Raw genomic sequence first — 19,067 nt, 5'->3', positions numbered from 1 at the left:
CGAGACGTGCCGTATGCTCATCTGGTCTGAAGGAGATCACGTGGCTTCACTGCTGTTCCGTCTGGGTTCTTTCGCCGCGCGCCGGGCCTGGACGGTGATCGCCTCCTGGATCGTCATCCTCGGTCTCGGCGTGGGCGCCTTCCTGACATTCGGCGGCACGCTGAGCAACAGCTTCGACATCCCCGGCACCGCATCCGGCGAGGTGACCGATCAGCTCGCCGACAAGCTCCCCGACACCGCCGGCGGCACCGGCACCGTCGTCTACCGCACCGACGACGGGGAACCCTTCACCGACGAGCAGAAGAAGGCGATCTCCGATCTCGCCGCCAGCGCGGAAGACCTCGACGGCGTCGCCTCCGTCGTCGACCCGTTCGCCGCCCAGCAGCAGCAGACGGATCAGGCCGCGGAGCTGACCGACGGGCGCACGCAGCTCGAGAACGGCCGCGCTCAGCTCGACGCCGGGCAGGCCCAGCTCGACGAGGGCCGGACGCAGCTCGAGGCCGGCATCGCCCAGCTCGAGGGTGCCCGCGCGCAGGCCGATGCCGCCGGCGCCCCGGCCGCGCAGACCGCCGCGATCGACGCGCAACTCGCCGACCTCAACGCCCAGCTCGCGCAGCTCGATGCCCAGCAGGCCACCATCGATGCGAACCGCGACGAGCTCGACGCCAACGCAGAGCAGCTCGAACTCGGCACGACCCTGCTGGACCTCGCCGACGGCATCGGCGTCGTGTCGGAGGACGGCTCCACCGCGATCGTCAACGTCTCCTTCGTCGACCCCCGCCTGGAGCTCGCCGAAGAGACCAAGCAGAGCACCATCGCCCACTTCCAGGACGAGGACATCGACGGCGTCACGGTCGACTTCGGCACCGACATCGCTCAGGGCGTGCCCGAGATCTTCGGCGTCGGCGAGGCCATCGGCCTCGCTTTCGCCGCCGTCGTACTCATCGTCATGCTGGGCTCGCTGATCGGTGCGGCCCTCCCCATCATCACCGCCGTCGTCGGCGTCGGCGTCGGCGTCACCTCCTCGCTGGCGTTCTCCGGCGTCGTCGACATGGCCTCGGTCACCCCTGTCCTCGGCGTGATGCTGGGGCTCGCGGTCGGCATCGACTACTCCCTCTTCATCGTGAACCGGCACCGCAAGCAGCTGCTGGCCGGGTCGCCCGTGCGCGAGTCCATCGGCCTGGCCACCGGCACCTCCGGGACCGCGGTCGTGTTCGCCGGGACCACGGTGATCGTCGCCCTCCTCGCCCTCAACGTGACGGGCGTGCCGTTCCTCGGCCTCATGGGCACCGTGGGTGCCGTGTGCGTCGCGGTCGCCGTGCTCGTCGCCGTGACCCTCGCTCCCGCGATCCTCGGCCTCGTCGGCACCCGCCTCCTCGGCCGCAAGGCGCGCGCGACGATCGGCCAGGAGCATGCGGCCGGGAAGCCCGTGCGCCGCATGTCCACGCTGCGCGCGATCGTCACCGCCGTCGTCAGCGTCGTCGCCCTGCTCCTCATCGCGATCCCGTCGATGTCGATGCGCCTCGGCCTGCCGGACGGGTCGAGCGAGCCCGCCGACTCCACCAGCTACCGGGCGTTCCAGGCCGTCGACGAGCAGTTCGGCGCCGGCGCGAACGGACCGCTCCTGGTCACCGCGACCCTCGACGACGCCGTCAGCGACGACGACCTCCTGGCCACCCAGGTGACCGTGGCCGAGAAGATCGCCGCGCAGGACGACGTGGTCGCCGTCGCGCCCATCGCGACCTCTGACGACAACACGCTCCTCGCCTTCCAGGTGCTGCCCGCCGAAGGACCGAACAGCGCCTCCACCGAGAAGCTCGTGCAGGATCTCCGGGCCCTCCCCGAGATCGACGGCGGCATCACCCTCGGCGTGGCCGGACAGGCCGCCACCAACATCGACATCTCCGAAGCCCTCGCCGGTGTGCTGCCGCTCTACCTCGTGGTCGTCGTCGGGCTGTCGCTGCTCATCATGATCGTCGTGTTCCGCTCGCTGCTCGTTCCGCTCATCGCCACCGGCGGTTTCGTGCTGTCGCTGTTCGCCACGTACGGGCTCATCGTCGCGGTGTTCCAGTGGGGCTGGGGTGCCGACCTCATCGGGCTGCACAGCACGGGTCCGATCCTGAGCTTCCTGCCGGTGATCCTCGTCGGGATCCTGTTCGGACTCGCGATGGACTACCAGCTCTTCCTCGCCTCAGGCATGCGGGAGGCATACGTGCACGGCGCCTCCGCGCGCGACGCCGTGGCCCAGGGATTCCGGGCGGGGCGGTCGGTCGTGATCGCCGCCGCGCTCATCATGGTGTCGGTGTTCGGCGGGTTCGTGTTCTCGGAGTCGACCATCATCCGGTCCATCGGGTTCGGTCTCGCGTTCGGCGTGCTGCTCGACGCGTTCGTGGTGCGGATGCTGCTGATGCCCGCGCTCATGCATCTGCTCGGACGCTCGGCCTGGTGGCTGCCACGGTGGCTCGACCGCCTTCTCCCCAACGTCGACATGGAGGGGGCGGCGCTGGAGCGCGACCACCCCAGCGTGCACACCGACGCCGTCCCCACCGTCGAGCCTCCGCGCACCCGTCGCGGCTGAATCGCGTTTCCGCAGGACAGGCATTCTCGCGAGTTCAGGCAACTCTCACTGGTGGTGCCTGAACCCGCGCGAGCACCTGAACCCGAGACACCGACCGGCAGGACAGGCGTTCCAGGGGAGGCAGGCACACCCGCCAGCACAGGCAACTCCCACTGGTGGTGCCTGAACCCGCGCGACCGCCTGCACCCGGGACACCGACCGGCAGGACAGGCGTTCCAGGGGAGGCAGGCACACCCACCAGCACAGGCAACTCCCACTGGCGGCGCCTGAACCCGCGCAAGCGCCTGCACCCGGCCGTCGGGCGCCTAGAGTGGGCGGATGGACCTCCGTGCACTGCTGGAAGAGCGGCGCGACGAGGCCGAAGCCCGCGTGCGGGCCACCTCGGCCACGCTCGCGGAGCTCATGCACGACCGCGAAGGGTCGAACGATGACGACGAGCACGACCCGGAAGGGGTCACGCTCTCGTCGGAGTGGTCGCGGCTCGCGGGCCTCGCGGAGGCGGCGGAAGCGGAGCGGCGTCAGGTGGAGGATGCTCTCGCGCGGATGGACGCCGGCACGTACGGCATCTGCGCGCACTGCGGGCGTCCCATCCCGCCGGAACGCCTGGAGGTGCGGCCGTTCGCCGAGTACTGCGTGGCCTGCGCCGAGAAGCTCGGCCGCTGACGCACGGGCACGACTTCGGAGACGTGGGCCGGCACGCCGGGCGACAGGGACTGTCGACGGCGTGCCGGCCGGGATCTCCGAAGATGTGACCACGGGTCAGGGGAGGGCGGGGCCTCCCGGGCCGGCGCCGGGCACCGGGTAGTAGACCGGCGGGGTGTCGTCCCAGGCGGACGGCAGCATCAGCAGATCGTCGTAGTGGTGCATGGCGATGCCTCCGAACGAGGCGTCGTCCTGGAACGCGGCGTAGGTCTTGTCGAGCTCGCCCTCGAGGTAGGTGCGCCCCTCCTCCCAGAACGTCACCGTCTCCGGATCACCGGTGCCCGAGAGGTCCTTCGTCTCGATGCCGACGACGACCGAGTTCGGCTTGCCGATCTGGTTCGCGTAGTCGATCTCGTGTTGCGCCTGCGCGATGATCCCGGCGCTGCCGTCCGCGGTGTCCCGATAGTCCATGATCGCGATGTAGTCGGTCATGTCCTGGATGTGATCGCTGAGGGCCTTCGTCTGCCCGTTCCAGGTGATGGACGTGCAGCAGGCCGACGAGTCGAGCCAGCGCGGAATGGCCGGACCCACGAGCACCGGGAGCCCCGAGGCATCCCGACGTTCGATGAGCGTGTCGAGCACCTCGAGCCAGCGGACGGGCAGGCCGCCGTTGCCCGGCTCCTTCCACGCGGACAGGATGTACGGCTCGATGTCGACGTTGATGCCGTCGAAGCGGGCCGACTCCGGCACGGCGAGGTTGTAGTCGAGGACCTTCTCGAACTCGTCGACGGCGAAGTGCTCGAACTGCTCCAGCGCCCCGAGATAGGGCGGACGCGTGCCACCGGCGACGGTGGCCTGCACGTGGTAGCCGCGGCCGCGCGCCCACTGGACGAACGCCGCCACCTCGGACCGCGAGTCCCGCAGCATGTCGGTGCTGCCGTACTTGTCGACGCCGAGGTAGATCGTGCGGATGGGGTCGGAGCCGAAGGTCGTCGTGTCGTCCATGACGGCGCCGAGACGGTCACGGGCGTCGGTGTCGAAGACGGCCTCGTACGAGGCGCGCTCCCAGATCCACATCGCGCGGTCCTGGTCGTAGACGACGGGGGCCTCCGGGGTCGCCCCGCCGAGGGCCACGTAGGTGGTCGTTGACTCACCCGTGTGCCCGGACGCATCGACGGCCCGCGCCTCGATGCTCGCGAACCGCGCGGACCCAACGGGGAACGACGTCGCGTACAGCCCACCGGACTGCGCGGTGGCGGCCTGCCAGGCACCGCCGTCGACCCGCACCTCGACCGCCGTCAGCGCACGATCCGACTGCACCGCGACCTCGACGTCCAGGCTCGCGCCCGCATACGCCCCTTCGGCGGGCGACGCGATGCTGACGACAGGACGCGAGGCGGCGGGGTTGTCGACCTCCACGGCGAGGAAGTCCGACCAGGTCGTGTACAGCGTCGTGAGGTCGCGGCCGCGGACGGCGAGATCGAGCCGTCCGTCGACGTCCGCGATGTCGAGGTCGACGCTCCAGGTGCCGGAGGTGCCGGTGGTCGGGATGGGCACCAGTTCCTGCGCCCCGACGACGAGCACGAGCTCGGCGGCGTTGGCGAAGCTGCCCTCGACGGTGAGGGTCGAGCCGCTGACGACAGCACCGTCGGTCGGCGAGGTGATGGCGAGGGCGGTCGTGACCGTCTGGGCGGAGGCGGCGCCGCTCGAGGCGACCGCCCCGCCGGCGAGAAGGGTGGCGGCGACCAGCGCCGACAGCCAGCGTGTGCGTCTCATCGTGTCTCCTTCCGCTCCGCGCGGCGCGGAGTCGTCGTGACTGCCACCGTGACGCGGCGCGGGAGACGGGTCAACGCGGGAGACGCGGGAGGGAAGGAATCGGGGAAGGACTGCGCTCCTCTGCCGGCCCACCGGAGATCCGCCGCCGCCGGGGGACCCTTGTCCCGCACCCCCGGAATGAATACGGTTGCACAGAGCGGACACCCACGGACGGGAGGGTCGTGTGAGCGCTTTTCCGAACACCCAGCCGCTGTTCCGGAGCCTCGCCGCACAGCTTCGCGGGCGCATCGCGGCGGGCGAGTGGACACCCGGCGACCGCCTGCCCCCGGAGACCGCGCTGGCCGGCGCGCACGCGGTCGGCGTCAACACCGTGCGCCGCGCGCTGGCCCTGCTCGCCGCCGAGGGACTGGTCGTGCGACGCCAGGGCGCGGGCACCTACGTGGCCGCGCGGGCGCGGCGGCGGATCGGGGTGATCGTGCCGTCGCTCGATTACTACTTCCCCGCCGTGGTGGCGGGCGTCGCCGAGGTGGCCGCGGCCGCCGGAGCCACCCTGCGCGTCACCTCCAGCGCGTACGACGACGCGATCGAGATCCGCCGCATCCGGGAGGCCATCGCCGACGGCTGCGACGGCCTCCTCCTCACCCCCACCCTGCATCGCGCCGACCCGTCCGCCCGCCTCGACCTGCTGCGCGCGCTCCCCGTGCCCGTCGTACTGATGGAGCGGCTGCCGACCGGCGCTCCGCCGGACGACACCCTCTCGGCCGTCTGCACCGACGTCGTGGCCGGCGGCTATGCGGCGGTCCGGCATCTCGCGGCCGCGGGACGGCGGCGGATCGGGTTCCTCGGGCGACGCGACACCGCCACGTCGGCGGCCGCCTGGCGCGGCTTCCAACGCGGGATCGACGACCTCGGCCTCACCGACGTCGCCGACGGGACGGAGCGGCGCTCGTCGTGGGACGCCCCGGCCCTGGCGGCCTACGCGCGGCGCGTTCGCGAGCTCGCCCTGGACGCGGTGGTGTGCCTGGGCGACCGGGAGGCGATCGCGCTGCTCCCGCATCTCCACGGCGTCGGGCTGTCGGTGCCCGAGGACGTCGCGCTCGTCTCCCACGACGACGAAGAGGCCGCGCACGCCCCGGTGCCCCTGACCGCCGTCTCCCCGCCGAAGCGCGAGATCGGTCGCCTCGCCGCCTCGACCCTGCTGGCGCGGCTGGACGGCGCCGGGCGCCCGGCACCGGTGCGGATGCTGCTGCAACCGGAGGTGCGCCGGCGTTCGTCGAGCCGAGCCCGATCCGCCCTCGGCACCCCTTCCGTGCAACCGCTTGCACATCTGCCGACCCCATCTTAGGGTGGAGTCGACGAGGGCCGCCCCCTCGAGAAGAGGTGAGCCGTGCCCCGCCCGACCCGTCGTGCGCCCCGCGCCCCCGTCCGCATCGTCCACCTCGGCCTCGGGGCCTTCCATCGGGCGCACCAGGCCTGGTTCACCGCGCACGCCGACCCCGGGAGGGGGTGGGGCATCGCCGCCTTCACCGGCCGCTCCCCCGACCAGGCGGCCGTGCTCGACCGGCAGGACGACGTCTACACGCTCCTCACCCGCGGGGCCGACGGCGACGGGATCGAGACCGTCGAGAGCATCGTCGCGGCGTACGACGGCGCCGACACCGACGCGCTGCGCGACCTCCTGCGTCGCCCCGACGTATCGGTCGTCACGCTCACGGTGACGGAGAAGGGCTATCGGCTCGCCGCGGACGGCCGCCTCGACCGCGACGACCCCGATGTCCGGGCCGACCTCGCCTTGCTGACGGCGGCGCTCGGACCGGACGCCGCCCCCGTGACCCCCGGTGCGCTGAGGACGATGCCCGGACGGCTGCTCTGGGGACTGGACGCCCGCCGCCGCGCGGCGCCCGACGCGCCGCTCGCCCTCATCCCCTGCGACAACCTCGACGCGAACGGCGCGGCGCTGGAGCGGGCGCTCATCGACGCCGCGACCGCCGTCTCCCCGGAGCTCGCCGCGTGGATCCGGCAGCGGATCGACATCGTGAGCACCGCGGTGGACCGCATCACCCCCCGCGTGACCCCCGACGACGTCGCAGCGTTCCAGGCGCGGACCGGGGTCGACGACGAGGCCCTGGTGATCACCGAGCCGTTCCACAGCTGGATCCTCACCGACACCTTCCGCGGCCCGCGTCCGCGCTGGGAGGACGCGGGAGCCCTGTTCGTGGCGGACATCGCGCCATTCGAGAGACGCAAGCTGTGGATGCTGAACGGCGCCCACTCCCTGCTCGCGTACGACGGGCTGCTCCGCGGCCGGGAGACGGTGGCGGAGGCGATCGCCGATCCCTCCGGCGCGGCCGGGGTGCAGGCGCTGTGGGACCTCGCCGAGACCCTGCTCCCCGACGCCGATCTCGACCTTCCCGGCTACCGTGCCGCGCTGACCGCCCGCTTCACCAACCCGGCCATCGTGCACCGGCTCCGCCAGATCGCCGCCGACGGCAGCGTCAAGCTGCGCGCCCGCGCGGTGGACCCCCTCCGGCTGGCCCGGGCGCGGGGTGTCTCCGGCGCAGCCGCCATCCGGCTCATCGATGCATGGATCCGCTTCGTCGTCGCGGAGGTGCGCGCGGGCCGTCCGCTCGACGACGTCGCCGCGGACGAGCTGGCCCGCCGGGCCGCGGCCGCCGACCCGGCGCACGCCCTCCTCGAGCTGCTCGCGCCGGACCTCGCCGACGCGGGCGTCCGGCTCCCGCCCGTCCGCCCGTAGCGCCCGCCCGGACACGCCGGAGCCGCCGACCCCGCGGGGCCGGCGGCTCTCCCGCCGATCAGCCCTTCACCGCTCCCGCCATCATGCCGGCGCCGAGCCGGCCCTGGACGAAGAGGAACAGGATCACGACGGGGATCGAGATGAGCGTGGCGCCCGCCATGATCCCCGCCCAGTCGGTGGCCGACAATTCGCTGCTGAACGTCTGCAGCCAGAGGGGCAGCGTGGCGTTGCCGGGCTTGGTCATGACCACGAGGGCGAGCGTGTACTCGTTCCACGCCTGCAGGAACGAGAACACCGAGGCCGTCACGATGCCCGGGCCGAGCAGAGGAAGCGTGACGCGCACGAATGCCCCGAACCGACTGCAGCCGTCGACCATCGCGGCCTCCTCGAGCTCCGCGGGGATGCCGTGGATGAAGCCGCGCAGCAGCCACACCGTGAACGGCACGACCGTGCCGATGTAGAGCAGCGAGAGTCCGCCGACGGTGTTCAGCAGGTTCCAGCCGTCCAGCATGCGGAACTGGGAGATGAACAGGGCCTCGGTCGGGATCATCTGCACGATGAGGACCAGGAGGATGATGAGGCCGCCGCCCTTGAAGCGGAACCGGCTGACGGCGACGGCCGCGAAGAACCCGAAGAGCACCGCGACGACCACGACGACCACGGTCACGCCCGCGCTCATGCCGAGCGCCGACCAGAAGCCGCTGTCGGCGAGGATGCCGGCGAAGCTGTCGAAGGTGAGCGGGAACGGGAAGAACCGCGGCGTGCGCGAGAAGAGATCGTCGTTGTCGGAGAGCGCCGTGTTCACCATCCAGTAGATCGGGAACACGAGGAGGAACGCGGCCGCGACGGCCACCCCGTTCCAGCCGCGACGCCGGGCGTCGTTGCGGGTGCCGAGGCTGCGCCGGGAGCGCGGGGGCACGACGGCCGGGAGGTCGGTCGTGCGGGGCATGGTGTCGGCGCTCATTCCGCGGCCTCCTTCTGCTGGGCGAACATCTTGGCGATGTACTTCCAGGTGAGCAGCAGGGTGAGGATCAGCACGATGGTGGCGAGCGCGGACGCGTCGCCGTACTCGCCCTGCCCGATGCCGATCCGGTAGATGTAGGTGCCGAGGAGGTTGGTCTCCTCGATCGAGACGCCGGCCTGCTGCAGCACGTAGATCTGCGTGAACACGCGCAGGTCCCACACGATCTGGAGGAGGCCGACGATCATGACCGCGGGGGTGATGAGCGGCAGGGTCACATGACGGAACCGCGTCCACGGACCGGCACCGTCGAGCTGAGCCGCCTCGAGCACCTCGTTCGGCACCTGCGTGAGCGCCGAGTGGATCATGAACACGATCAGCGGCAGGCTGCCCCAGATGACGGTGATCGCGGCGATCGTGAACACGCCCATCGGCGTGGACGTCCACGGGAAGCCGGCCATGTCGGGGAAGCCGATGCGGGCGAGGATCCAGTTCACGAGACCGTAGCGGGCGTCGAACAGCCACTGCCAGATCACCATCGTCACGAGCGCCGGGGTGGCCCACACGAGCAGCAGGGTGACCTGGAGTGCGATGCGGGCCCAGCTGCTCACCTTCGTCAGCAGCAGCGCGAGCAGCATGCCGACGACCATCGACAGGGACGCGCACACCGCGCAGAACAGCACCGAGCGGAAGAACACGACCCACATGGCGGGATCGGTGAGGATCCTGCCGTAGTTGGCCAGCCCGACCCACTCCGGCTCCGCGCCGAACTGCTGGGCGAGACCGAACTTCTGCAGCGACATGAGGAACTGCTGCAGCAGCGGCCAGCCGAGGGCGATCACCACCGCGGTCAGCAGCGGAGCGATCAGGAGGTACGGCAGCAGCGCTCCCCGCCCGCGACGCGAGCGCGTGCGGGGAGCGGCCGCCGACGGAGGCGCCGCGGGGGCGGCCTCGACGTCGATCACGGGAGTGGCCATCATCAGTCGGCGTTGAGGGTGTCTTCGATCTTCGCGCCGATGCGCGCGACCACCTCGTCGATGTCCTCGCCCTTGGCGATCGCGGAGTAGAGGTCGACCGGGATGTTGTTGCCCTCGACGATCGCCCAGTTCGGCGCGGCGGGGGTGAGGCGGCTGGTGTCGGCGATCTGCTGCTGCAGCTCAGCGGGAACGATCCCGTCGGGGATGGCCGACGCGAACGTCGTGTTCCCCGGCACCCAGCCGGAGTCCTCGGCGAGCTGGGTCATGAAGTCCTCGCTGAGGATGAGCTTCATGGCCTTCTTCGCGAGCTCCTGCTGCGACGACTTCGCGGCGATGCCGACGTTCGAGCCGCCGAGGAACTGGTGGCTCTCCCCTCCGGCCTCCGCCGGCGGCAGGGCCATGACGCCCGTGACGTCGGCGAGCTCGGGAGCGATGCTGTCCTGCGCGAAGACCCGGTAGGAGAACATGGCGACCTCGCCGTTGTTGTACGGCACCCAGGGGTTGCCGGCGGTCTCCTTGGCGTCGAGCGCGCCGAGGGACGAGTCCTGCCAGAGGGCCTGCATCTGCGTGAGCGCGGCCTTGGCCTCCGGGGTGTCGAGTCCGCTCACCCACGCGCCGTCCTTCTCCTCGGCGTAGTTCGCGTCGTGCGAGAACAGCCAGCCTTCGAGGCCGTGCACGTCGACGACGGGGAAGTACATGCCCTTGAAGTCGTCGACGCCGTCGGGGTTGGCCTTCTGCACGGCCGCGGCGGCCGCCACGAGGTCGTCGAGCGTCTCCGGCGCCTCGACACCCGCCTTCTCCAGCAGGTCCGTGCGGTAGAACACCACGCTCGTTCCGGCGTAGAGGGGGTAGGCGTAGGTCTTGCCGTCGAGGGTCGCCTGGTCGACGAAGCTCGGGATGAGGTCGTCGCCGCCGACCTCGTCGTACAGGTCGGAGATGTCGGCGAGCGCGCCCACATTGGCGAACGTCGCGGTCTTGGTGTTGCCGATCTCGACGATGTCCGGGGTCTCGGAGGCGCTGGCCAGCGAGGTCTGCAGCCGCGAGACGATGTCGTCCCAGGGCTGCATCTCGACGGTGAGCGTGGACCCGGGGTTCTGCGCCGCGAACTCCTCTTCGAGCCACGCGACGGCGTCGTCGGACACCGAGTCCTGCATGAGCCAGACGCGGAGGTCTCCGCTCTCGGCGTCACCGTCTCCGGCGGTGCCGCTGCCGGAGCTGCAGCCGGTGACGGCCAGCACCGCGGCCAGTGAAGCGGTTGCCGCGATCAGGGTGCGTCGTGCCATTCTCGTTCCTCCATGGTCTTCTTCGACGGTCACCGACAGGTGTCCGATGAACGGGTGGATCAACCGGATCTCACGCTAACGTGCAATCGGTTGCATTACAAGGGCTTCTTCGGGGAAGAGGGTGTAACGGTTGTGTTTCTCTTGTGTTTCCGGGCGTTCGGCGGGCGGATGACGCGCATCCCGCCCGCCGAACAGCGCCCGACAGCGCGGTGCACTGCACCGCGTTGCAGGGTCAGGCGACCGGGGCCGTCGCCGCCGTCGCGACCTGCGCGAGCACTCGGATGGGTGCCAGCAGCTGCGCATCCGGGATCGGCCGCTCCCCGGTCTCGAGCATCCGGGCGAACGCATCGACCCCCGGCTGCACGTAGTCCGCGCCCAGCACGATGTCGCGGCTGAGGACCCCGTGTCCCCCGACCGCGGTCGCCCGGAACGGCACCTGACCGTCCCCGTCGGGCCGGATGAACTCCAGCGTCACCAGCACCCCGTCCACGCGGTACCGGGCGACCACTCCCCCGGGGAGCAGCCGGACGTCCACGTCCTCCGGCTCACCGGGCACCAGTCGCTGTGCGACGTCGGCGATGTGGATGCCGTAGAAGAAGATGCCGCTGTACGGGCTCGCGGCATCCGCCGGCCCCGTCACGGTGAGCGTCTGGAGCTCGCCAATCCCGTCGAGGCCGCCGGCGAGCGCGTCCGTGTCCGCCACCCAGCGCAGCGCCGAGGACGACGTGAGCTGCGTGCGCCCGCGGGCGGCCGCGGCGATGATCTCCTCCGCGTCCGCGACGCTCGCCGCGAGCGGCTTGTCGACCCACACCGGGGTGCCCGCCTCCAGGAACGGCACGGCGAGCGCACGATGCTGCGCGCCGTCGCGGGAGGTGACGATGAGGGCGTCGATCGCGCCGTGCAGTTCTGCCGGGTCCGCGACGATGCGGGTGATCCCGCCGAGCGCCGCGAGCTCCCTGGTGCGCTCCTCCTCACCGGCGACGAGCGCGACCACCCGCACCGGCACGGCGGCCGGCTGCTCGACGTTGAGGTAGCGGATGATCTCCTCGGCGTGGCTGTTCTCGATGCCGACGATGGCGACGTCTCTCGTTCTCATGTGTCTCATCCTCTTTCACTCGGTGAGGTCGACGGGACGACCGGTGCGGGCGGACTCGTAGACCGCGAGCACGACCTGCAGCGCACGGCGGCCGTCGTCGGTCGTGATGGCCGGTCGTCTCCCGGTCCTGATCGCATCGATCACGTCGAGGTACTGCCGGCGGTGGGCCATGTCGACGTCGCTCCACCCCTCGGGGACGTCGTGCTCGACGAGCGTGTCCGCGGCGGGCGCTGGCGCGGTGGCGGAGGCGAAGAACGACAGCCCGTCGTTCTCCATCACGGCGGTGCCGGCTGATCCGTGCACCGCGAGGCGGACCGGGAGTCCGGGGAACGCGGCGGTGCTCGCGAGCAGCAGTCCGATCGCGCCGCTCTCGAACGTGATCACCGCGCCGGCGACGTCCTCCACCTCGATGCCGTCGTGCGCGAGCCGTCCCGTCCTGGCGCTCACCGAGACGGGCCTGCCGAGCATCCACAGCAGCAGATCGAGCGCGTGGATGCCCTGGTTCATCAGCGCCCCGCCGCCGTCGACGGCCGCCGTCCCGCGCCAGTCGCCCGACTCGTAGTACTCCTGGGGGCGGAAGAACGCCGACTCCACGACGCCGGAGGTCACGCGACCCAGCGCGCCCTCGTCGATCGATCGACGCAGGAACGAGGCGACGGGCTGGAAGCGGCGCTGGCTGATGACCGAGACCGTGCGGCCCGAGGCGCGCTCGGCCGCCTGCACCCGATCGGCGGCCGCGAGGGTGACGTCGATCGGCTTCTCGACGATCACGTCGACGCCCGCGTCGAGGGCCTCGACGACCGCGTCCGCGTGGAACGCACTGGGCAGGCAGACGGCCGCCACGTCGATCCGCTCGGTCGCGTACGCCTCGACAGCGGAGGCGTGGAAGGGCACCCCGTACTCCGCGGCGAGCGCACGCCCTCTGCTCTCGTCCACGTCGACGACGGCGGCGAGCACTCCGGCGCCGTCGAGCGCGGCGACGAGGCGGGCATGGACCGCGCCGATCACCCCCGCGCCGACGATGGCGATGCGCAGCGGTTCGGTCATGAGGACTCCTGTCGTCGGGGCGTGGCGTCGGGAACGACGTCGTCGGCGGTGCGCGACCAGGGGAGCGCGACGCCGCCCTGGTCGGCGGACTGCTGGGCGAGGAGAGCGAGGCGGGTGGCGGCGAGCGAGTCGCGCGTGCCCACCTCGGGGGTGCGGCCGGCGGCGAACGCGTCCAGCGCCTCCTCGGCGGGGCGGAGACCTGCCGGCAGCTCCAGCTCGCGCGTCGGGCGCTCGTCGGTCGTGACCTCCACACGGCCGCGGGCCCAGAAGATCTCGGCCGTGCCGCGGGTGCCGACCAGCCGCAGACGGTAGTCGCCGTGCACATCGGAGGCCCGCGGCGTCAGCCAGCTCACCTCGGCCGTGACCACCGTCGCCGAGGTCGTGAGGGTCGCCGCGCCGTACCGGGGGAAGAGACCTCCGTCGAGCGGAGCGGACACGGCCCCGCGGACGACGCCCTCGTCGGCGGGCGCGAAAAGCAGGGCCGCGTCGAGGTCGTGGACGGACAGATCGCCGAGGATGCCGCCGTACGCCGCGGGATCGAAGAACCAGGCCGGGCGCTGGTCGCGGTTGAGCTTGTGCGGACCGGAGGAGGTGATGCCCACGATGTCGCCGAGCTCGCCGGAGCGGACGACCGCGAGCGCGGCCCGCGTCTCGGGGTACCCGCGCTTCTCCAGCATGAGGTTCACCGTGCGGCCGGTCTCGGCGGCCGCCGCCGCGATCGCGTCGAGTTCGGCGACGGACGTGCACAGCGGCTTGTCGGCCAGCACGTGAGCGCCCGCGCGGAGCGCGGCGACGACCTCCGCGCCGCGGCCGCCGTAGATACCGGCGATCACCGCGACGTCGACGCCACGGGCGAGGAGGTCGTCCGCGTGGTCGACGGCGGGGACGCCGAACCGGGCGGCGTGCCGCTCGGCGACCTCCCGGTCCGCATCCTGCACGCCGACGAGCTCGAATCCGGTGCGGTCGGTGCGGGCCAGCTCGTCGAGCACGTAGTCGACGTGCGGATGGGCGGCACCGATGATCGCGATCCGAGGCATGGGCGACAGTGAATCATGCGACCGGTTGCACTGTCAACCGCCGCTCAGCCCTGCGGCGGGTGCGCGGCCTCCGTCGTCGCGCGCACCACGAGGTGGGTGGCGATGGTCACGCGCGCATCGGATCGCTGGCCGCTCGCGAGCACCCCGAGCAGCAGCTCCGCCGCCGCCTCCCCGGCCGCGGCGGAGGCGGCGGAGATGGTGGTGAGGGCCGGATGCGTCCCCGAGGCCAGCGTGTCGTCGCAGCCGATCACGCTGATGTCCCGCGGCACGTCGACTCCCCGCAGGGCCAGCCCCGCCATGACCCCCTGCGCGACCACGTCGTCGAAGGCGATCACGGCCGTGGCACCGGAGGCGAGGATGCCGCCGACCGCATCGCGCCCGCCGGCCGAGCTGGGGCGACCCAGCTCCTGCACGATCACCTCGAGCCCGACCCGCGCGGCCGCGCGATCGAGGGCCGCGCGACGCTGCTGATCCGACCACGACTCCCGCGGCCCCGACAGGTACACCACGCGCGCATGACCCAGCCGGTGCAGGTGCGCCACCGCCTCGTCGAGCCCGCCGCTCGGGTCGATGAGCACCCGGGCCAGGCCCTCGATGTCGCGGTTGACCAGCACGACGGGGCGCGCGGCGTCGAGCTCCCGGATGCGCTCCTCGTCCAGGCGCGGCGCGGCGAGCACGAAGCCCTCCACCTGCGCGCTGAGGCGGGAGGTCAGGTTCGCCTCGCGGTCGGCGATCTCGTCGGAGTCGCCGAGGAAGACCGCGTACCCCTCGGCGTCGGCGAGCGTCTGCACGCGGCGCACGAGCGGAGGAAAGAACGGGTTGGCGATGTCGGGGACGACGACGGCCACGTTGCCGAAGCGACCGGTCGACAGCGCGCGCGCCGCATGGTTGACGACGTAGCCCAGCTCGTCCGCCGCGGCCTTGACCCGGTGGACCGTCTCGGGGTTCAGCAGTTCGGGGCGACTGAACGCACGCGACACCGTCGACCGGGAGACCCCGGCGACCCGCGCGATGTCGCCGATCGTCACGGAACCCGACGGCGTCTTCCTGTTGGCTGTCACGTCACACACACTAAGCCCGCCTGCGGCTGCGGCGCGCGTGTCGGCGTCCGCGTCCGCCCGCCGCCCGGGGGTGGGTGTCCTCGCGCCGGTCCGCGTCGAGGGCTTGACTTTGCAAGCGGTTGCATTACGCTGACGGATCATGAGCACGACGACGTTCGCCCTGCACGCCCATCCCGACCGCATCGCGATGGGCGCTGCCGCCGCCCGATCCGCGGCGCAGACCCTGCGCGAGGCCGTCGCCGCCCGCGGCTCGGCACGGATGATCGCCGCCGCGGCCCCCAGCCAGCTCGACGTGTACCGCGCGCTCGCCGCCGAACCCGAGGTGCCGTGGGACCGCATCACGATCCTGCACATGGACGAGTACCTGGGACTCGACGCCGCCGCGCCGCAGCGATTCGGCACCTGGCTGCGCACCCACCTCGTCGACGTCGTGCACCCCGCCGCGTTCCACCCGATGCACACCGAACGCGGCGCCGAGGCGGCCGCGGCCGAGTACGCCGAGCTGCTCGCGGAAGCACCGATCGACCTCGTCTGCCTGGGCATCGGCGTGAACGGCCACATCGCCTTCAACGACCCGCCCGACGCCGACCTCGGCGACCCCTGCCCCGTGCGCACGGTGCAGCTCGACCTCGCCAGCCGCGTGCAGCAGGTCGACGACGAGTGCTTCGACACCCTCGACGCCGTGCCCACCCACGCGCTCACCCTCACCATCCCCGCCCTGCTCGCCGGCGCCCACCTCGTGTGCGCCGTCCCCGACGCGCGCAAGGCCGAAGCCGTGCGTGCCCTCGTTGAGGAGCCGATCAGCGCCCGCTGGCCGTGCACCGTGCTGCGCCGCCACTCCCGCTGCGAGGTGCACGTCGACCGCGACGCCGCCTCCCTGCTGCACCCCGCCCTGGTCGAGACCGCGCAGGCGGCGCGATGACCGCGCTCACCCTCCGCGGACGCAACGCCCTCGGGACCGGCGGACTCGACGTCGTCGTGGAGCACGGCCGCATCCGCGCTCTCACCCCCGTCGCCGACCCGGGTGACGGGGCCCCGTGGATCGGCCCCGGGCTCATCGACCTGCAGGTCAACGGGCACCGCGACGGCGACGCGAACGCGATCGACCCGGACCCGGCGCACATCGTCGCGATGGCCGCGTCGCTCGCGGAGCACGGGGTGACCCGCTTCCTCCCCACCGTCATCACGGCCTCCGCCGACGACATGGTCGCCCGCATCCGCGCCGTCGCCGCGGCCGTGCGCACCTCCGCCGCCACCTCCCGCGCGGTCGCGGGCATCCACGTCGAGGGCCCCAGCCTCTCGGACCAGGACGGACCCCGCGGCGTGCACCCGCTCGCGCACATCCGCCCTCCGTCCCTCGCCGAGCTGCAGTCCTGGCTCGACGCGGCCCCCGGGCTCCTGCGCATCGTGACGCTCTCCCCGCACCACCCCGGCTCCGTCGAGGCCACCCGCTTCCTCGTCGCCCACGGGGTGCGGGTGGCCGTCGGACACACGCACGCCTCCGACGCCGAGATCGCCGCGGTCGTCGACGCGGGCGCCACCCTCTCCACGCACCTCGGCAACGGCGCGCACGCCGTGCTCCCCCGTCATCCGAACTACCTGTGGACCCAGCTCGCCGAACCCCGCCTCGCCGCCGGGGTGATCGCCGACGGCCATCACCTGCCGGACGCGACCCTCGCGACCATGATCGCCGCCAAGCGCGACCACGGCCTCTTCCTCGTCAGCGACGCCGTCGCCACCCCGGCGGCCCTCCGCGACGGCGGCGTCTCCACGGTCGGCGGCGGCGTGCACCTCGCCGACGACGGCGCCCTGCGCCACCTCTCCACCGGATTCCTCGCCGGCTCCGTGCAGACGCTCGACGTCGGCGTGGCCACCGTCGCCCGGCTCACCGGCTCGCTCGCCACCGCGATGCGCCTCGCCACCGCGATGCCCGCCGCCGTGCTCGACGACGGGCCGCACTGGCGACCCGGCGCCCGGGCCGACGTGCTGCTCTTCGACTGGCGGCCCGGCGACACCCGCATCACCCCGCTCGAGGTGCACGTCGCCGGCGAGCTCGTCCAGACCACGACCGGCGCACCGGCCACGGGAGGCATCGCATGACCATCGACAAGGCCGAGGTGATCGTCACCAGCCCGGACCGCAACTTCGTCACGCTGAAGATCACGACCGCGGACGGCGTCACCGGACTCGGCGACGCGACCCTGAACGGCCGGGAGCTCGCCGTCGTCGCCTACCTCCGCGAGCACGTCGTCCCCCTGCTGCTCGGCGCCGACGAATCCCGCATCGAGGACACCTGGCAGTTCCTCTACCGCGGCGCGTACTGGCGCCGCGGCCCGGTGACCATGGCCGCCATCGCCGCCGTCGACATGGCCCTGTGGGACATCAAGGGCAAGGTCGCCGGGCTCCCCGTGTACCAGCTGCTCGGAGGCGCCTCCCGGGGCGGCCTCCTCGCCTACGGACACGCCTCCGGCAAGGAGCTCCCCGAGCTGTTCGACTCGATCAGGGCGCATCAGGAACAGGGGTACCGCGCCATCCGCGTGCAGACCGGCGTGCCGACGCTCCGCGCCATCTACGGGATCGCCGCCCAGGGGGCCGACGTCGGCGACGCGACCGTGCGGTACGACCACGAGCCGGCCCGGCGCGGCGCGCGCCCGGTGGAGGAGGACTGGGACACGGGTGCCTACCTGCGGCACCTCCCCGGAGTGTTCGACGCGGTGCGCCACGAGTTCGGACCGGACCTGCCGCTCCTGCACGACGGCCACCACCGGATGACCCCCATCCAGGCCGCCCGCCTCGGGAAGGACCTCGAGCCGTACGACCTCTTCTGGCTGGAGGACTGCACCCCGGCGGAGAACCAGGAGGCCCTGCGGCTCGTCCGCCAGCACACCACCACGCCCCTCGCGATCGGCGAGATCTTCAACACCGTCTGGGATTTCAAGGACATCATCCGCGACCAGCTCATCGACTACGTGCGCGGGGCGGTCACCCACATGGGCGGCATCACCGCCCTGAAGAAGACCCTCGACTACGCCGCGATGTACCAGATCAAGTCCGGCATGCACGGGCCGACCGACATCTCACCGGTCGGCATGGCGGCCGCCATGCACCTCGGACTCGCCATCCACAACTTCGGCATCCAGGAGTACATGCGGCACGGGACGCGCACCGACCAGGTCTTCCAGCAGTCGTTCACCTGGACGGACGGCTACCTGCACCCCGGTGACGCCCCCGGTCTCGGCGTCGCGCTCGACGTCGACGAAGCGGGGAAGTACCCGTACGCCCAGGCCTACCTGCCGTACAACCGTCTGCTCGACGGGACGGTCCACGACTGGTGACGACTCCGCGGCCGATCGTCGTGATGGGGGTGTCCGGCGTGGGCAAGACCACGGTCGGGCGCGAGCTCGCCCGGCGGCGTGCCGTCGCGTTCATCGACGCCGACGACCTGCACGGGCCGGCCAACGTCGCCAAGATGCGCTCGGGCACCCCGCTGGACGACGCCGACCGCTGGCCGTGGCTCGACCGGGTGGGCGACCACCTCGCGGCCGCGGGCGACGTGGTCATCGCGTGCTCCGCCCTGCGGCGGGCCTACCGCGACCGCCTCCGCGCCCGCGCACCGGGGACGTGGTTCGTCAGCCTCGTCGGGAGCCCCGCGCGCATCGCCGCGCAGATCGACGGCCGGACCGGGCACTACATGCCGCCTGATCTCCTGCGCTCGCAGCTCGACACCCTCGAACCGCTGGGCGCCGACGAGGCAGGGGTCGTCATCGTCGTGGACGACGCACCCGCCGTCCTGTGCGACCGGATCGTGCGCGCCCTCCCGTGACCGCTCACGCCCCCGGGGAGAGGCCTCCGCG

16 protein-coding genes are annotated in these 19,067 nt (G+C 72.2%); 8 read left to right on the top strand and 8 right to left on the bottom strand.

Annotated features, from left to right (window positions below; translation table 11 throughout):
* Positions 1 to 40: 40 nt before the first annotated feature.
* Together KAF39_RS05560 and KAF39_RS05555 are read left to right on the top strand one after the other, a co-directional pair.
* Entirely contained in the window at positions 41 to 2,578 is a 2,538-nt protein-coding gene (locus KAF39_RS05560) for an MMPL family transporter (RefSeq protein WP_210676329.1), read from the top strand.
* 318 nt (positions 2,579 to 2,896) lie between these two features.
* Complete coding sequence (locus KAF39_RS05555; protein ID WP_210676328.1) at positions 2,897 to 3,241, top strand: TraR/DksA C4-type zinc finger protein; 345 nt, start codon at positions 2,897 to 2,899, stop codon at positions 3,239 to 3,241.
* Between the two features lie 96 nt (positions 3,242 to 3,337).
* On the opposite strand, the gene KAF39_RS05550 is transcribed toward KAF39_RS05555, so the two are convergent.
* Entirely contained in the window at positions 3,338 to 4,996 is a 1,659-nt protein-coding gene (locus tag KAF39_RS05550) for an Ig-like domain-containing protein (RefSeq protein ID WP_210676327.1), read from the bottom strand.
* A 223-nt stretch (positions 4,997 to 5,219) separates the two neighbouring features.
* On the opposite strand from KAF39_RS05550, the gene KAF39_RS05545 reads away from it, so the two are divergent.
* Entirely contained in the window at positions 5,220 to 6,341 is a 1,122-nt protein-coding gene (locus KAF39_RS05545; protein ID WP_210676326.1) for a substrate-binding domain-containing protein, read from the top strand.
* A gap of 42 nt (positions 6,342 to 6,383) precedes the next feature.
* Positions 6,384 to 7,751, top strand: coding sequence for a mannitol dehydrogenase family protein (locus tag KAF39_RS16230; protein ID WP_210676325.1), 1,368 nt, complete (start codon positions 6,384 to 6,386; stop codon positions 7,749 to 7,751).
* Positions 7,752 to 7,809: 58 nt separating this feature from the next.
* Here the strand turns inward: KAF39_RS16230 and KAF39_RS05535 are convergent, their stop codons facing one another.
* The 7 genes from KAF39_RS05535 to KAF39_RS05505 all read right to left on the bottom strand — a co-directional run bounded on the left by KAF39_RS05535 (position 7,810) and on the right by KAF39_RS05505 (position 15,213).
* Entirely contained in the window at positions 7,810 to 8,715 is a 906-nt protein-coding gene (locus KAF39_RS05535) for a carbohydrate ABC transporter permease (protein ID WP_246878241.1), read from the bottom strand.
* A complete protein-coding gene (locus KAF39_RS05530; RefSeq protein WP_246878240.1) occupies positions 8,712 to 9,692 on the bottom strand; it encodes a carbohydrate ABC transporter permease in 981 nt (326 codons plus the stop codon). The genes KAF39_RS05535 and KAF39_RS05530 overlap by 4 nt, the downstream gene beginning before the upstream one ends.
* Positions 9,692 to 10,972 (bottom strand): extracellular solute-binding protein, encoded by a 1,281-nt coding sequence (locus KAF39_RS05525; protein WP_210676324.1) that lies wholly within the window; start codon positions 10,970 to 10,972, stop codon positions 9,692 to 9,694. Before KAF39_RS05525 ends, KAF39_RS05530 begins: the two co-directional genes overlap by 1 nt.
* Before the next feature lie 232 nt (positions 10,973 to 11,204).
* Positions 11,205 to 12,068, bottom strand: coding sequence for a Gfo/Idh/MocA family oxidoreductase (locus tag KAF39_RS05520; RefSeq protein WP_210676323.1), 864 nt, complete (start codon positions 12,066 to 12,068; stop codon positions 11,205 to 11,207).
* A 15-nt stretch (positions 12,069 to 12,083) separates the two neighbouring features.
* Positions 12,084 to 13,115: a Gfo/Idh/MocA family protein gene (locus tag KAF39_RS05515; RefSeq protein WP_210676322.1), complete on the bottom strand. Its 1,032-nt coding sequence runs from the start codon at positions 13,113 to 13,115 to the stop codon at positions 12,084 to 12,086.
* Positions 13,112 to 14,152 (bottom strand): Gfo/Idh/MocA family protein, encoded by a 1,041-nt coding sequence (locus KAF39_RS05510; RefSeq protein ID WP_210676321.1) that lies wholly within the window; start codon positions 14,150 to 14,152, stop codon positions 13,112 to 13,114. The genes KAF39_RS05515 and KAF39_RS05510 overlap by 4 nt, the downstream gene beginning before the upstream one ends.
* A gap of 44 nt (positions 14,153 to 14,196) precedes the next feature.
* The gene (locus KAF39_RS05505; RefSeq protein ID WP_307805092.1) at positions 14,197 to 15,213 is read right to left on the bottom strand and encodes a LacI family DNA-binding transcriptional regulator; all 1,017 of its coding nucleotides are present in this window, start codon (positions 15,211 to 15,213) and stop codon (positions 14,197 to 14,199) included.
* 139 nt (positions 15,214 to 15,352) lie between these two features.
* On the opposite strand from KAF39_RS05505, the gene KAF39_RS05500 reads away from it, so the two are divergent.
* The 4 genes from KAF39_RS05500 to KAF39_RS05485 are packed head-to-tail and all read left to right on the top strand — an operon-like array spanning position 15,353 to position 19,036.
* Entirely contained in the window at positions 15,353 to 16,135 is a 783-nt protein-coding gene (locus KAF39_RS05500) for a 6-phosphogluconolactonase (RefSeq protein WP_210676319.1), read from the top strand.
* Positions 16,132 to 17,313, top strand: a complete 1,182-nt coding sequence (locus KAF39_RS05495) for an N-acetylglucosamine-6-phosphate deacetylase (protein WP_210676318.1) — start codon at positions 16,132 to 16,134, stop codon at positions 17,311 to 17,313. Before KAF39_RS05500 ends, KAF39_RS05495 begins: the two co-directional genes overlap by 4 nt.
* Positions 17,310 to 18,548, top strand: coding sequence for a D-mannonate dehydratase ManD (manD, locus tag KAF39_RS05490; protein ID WP_210676317.1), 1,239 nt, complete (start codon positions 17,310 to 17,312; stop codon positions 18,546 to 18,548). The genes KAF39_RS05495 and manD overlap by 4 nt, the downstream gene beginning before the upstream one ends.
* Complete coding sequence (locus KAF39_RS05485) at positions 18,545 to 19,036, top strand: gluconokinase (RefSeq protein WP_307805091.1); 492 nt, start codon at positions 18,545 to 18,547, stop codon at positions 19,034 to 19,036. The genes manD and KAF39_RS05485 overlap by 4 nt, the downstream gene beginning before the upstream one ends.
* The last annotated feature ends 31 nt before the right edge of the window (positions 19,037 to 19,067 follow it).

This window comes from Microbacterium sp. BLY (assembly GCF_017939615.1).
Taxonomy (GTDB): Bacteria; Actinomycetota; Actinomycetes; order Actinomycetales; family Microbacteriaceae; genus Microbacterium.
This window is presented reverse-complemented; position numbering and strand designations above follow the sequence as displayed.

Bases quoted from the DNA above. Each gene is read 5' to 3' on its own strand.
- manD (WP_210676317.1), top strand. From the start codon at position 17,310: ATGACCATCGACAAGGCCGAGGTGATCGTCACCAGCCCGGACCGCAAC.
- KAF39_RS05495 (WP_210676318.1), top strand. From the start codon at position 16,132: ATGACCGCGCTCACCCTCCGCGGACGCAACGCCCTCGGGACCGGCGGA.
- KAF39_RS05515 (WP_210676322.1), bottom strand. From the start codon at position 13,115: ATGACCGAACCGCTGCGCATCGCCATCGTCGGCGCGGGGGTGATCGGC.
- KAF39_RS05535 (WP_246878241.1), bottom strand. From the start codon at position 8,715: ATGAGCGCCGACACCATGCCCCGCACGACCGACCTCCCGGCCGTCGTG.
- KAF39_RS05530 (WP_246878240.1), bottom strand. From the start codon at position 9,692: ATGATGGCCACTCCCGTGATCGACGTCGAGGCCGCCCCCGCGGCGCCT.
- KAF39_RS05525 (WP_210676324.1), bottom strand. From the start codon at position 10,972: ATGGCACGACGCACCCTGATCGCGGCAACCGCTTCACTGGCCGCGGTG.
- KAF39_RS05500 (WP_210676319.1), top strand. From the start codon at position 15,353: ATGAGCACGACGACGTTCGCCCTGCACGCCCATCCCGACCGCATCGCG.
- KAF39_RS05520 (WP_210676323.1), bottom strand. From the start codon at position 12,068: ATGAGAACGAGAGACGTCGCCATCGTCGGCATCGAGAACAGCCACGCC.
- KAF39_RS05510 (WP_210676321.1), bottom strand. From the start codon at position 14,152: ATGCCTCGGATCGCGATCATCGGTGCCGCCCATCCGCACGTCGACTAC.
- KAF39_RS05555 (WP_210676328.1), top strand. From the start codon at position 2,897: ATGGACCTCCGTGCACTGCTGGAAGAGCGGCGCGACGAGGCCGAAGCC.
- KAF39_RS05550 (WP_210676327.1), bottom strand. From the start codon at position 4,996: ATGAGACGCACACGCTGGCTGTCGGCGCTGGTCGCCGCCACCCTTCTC.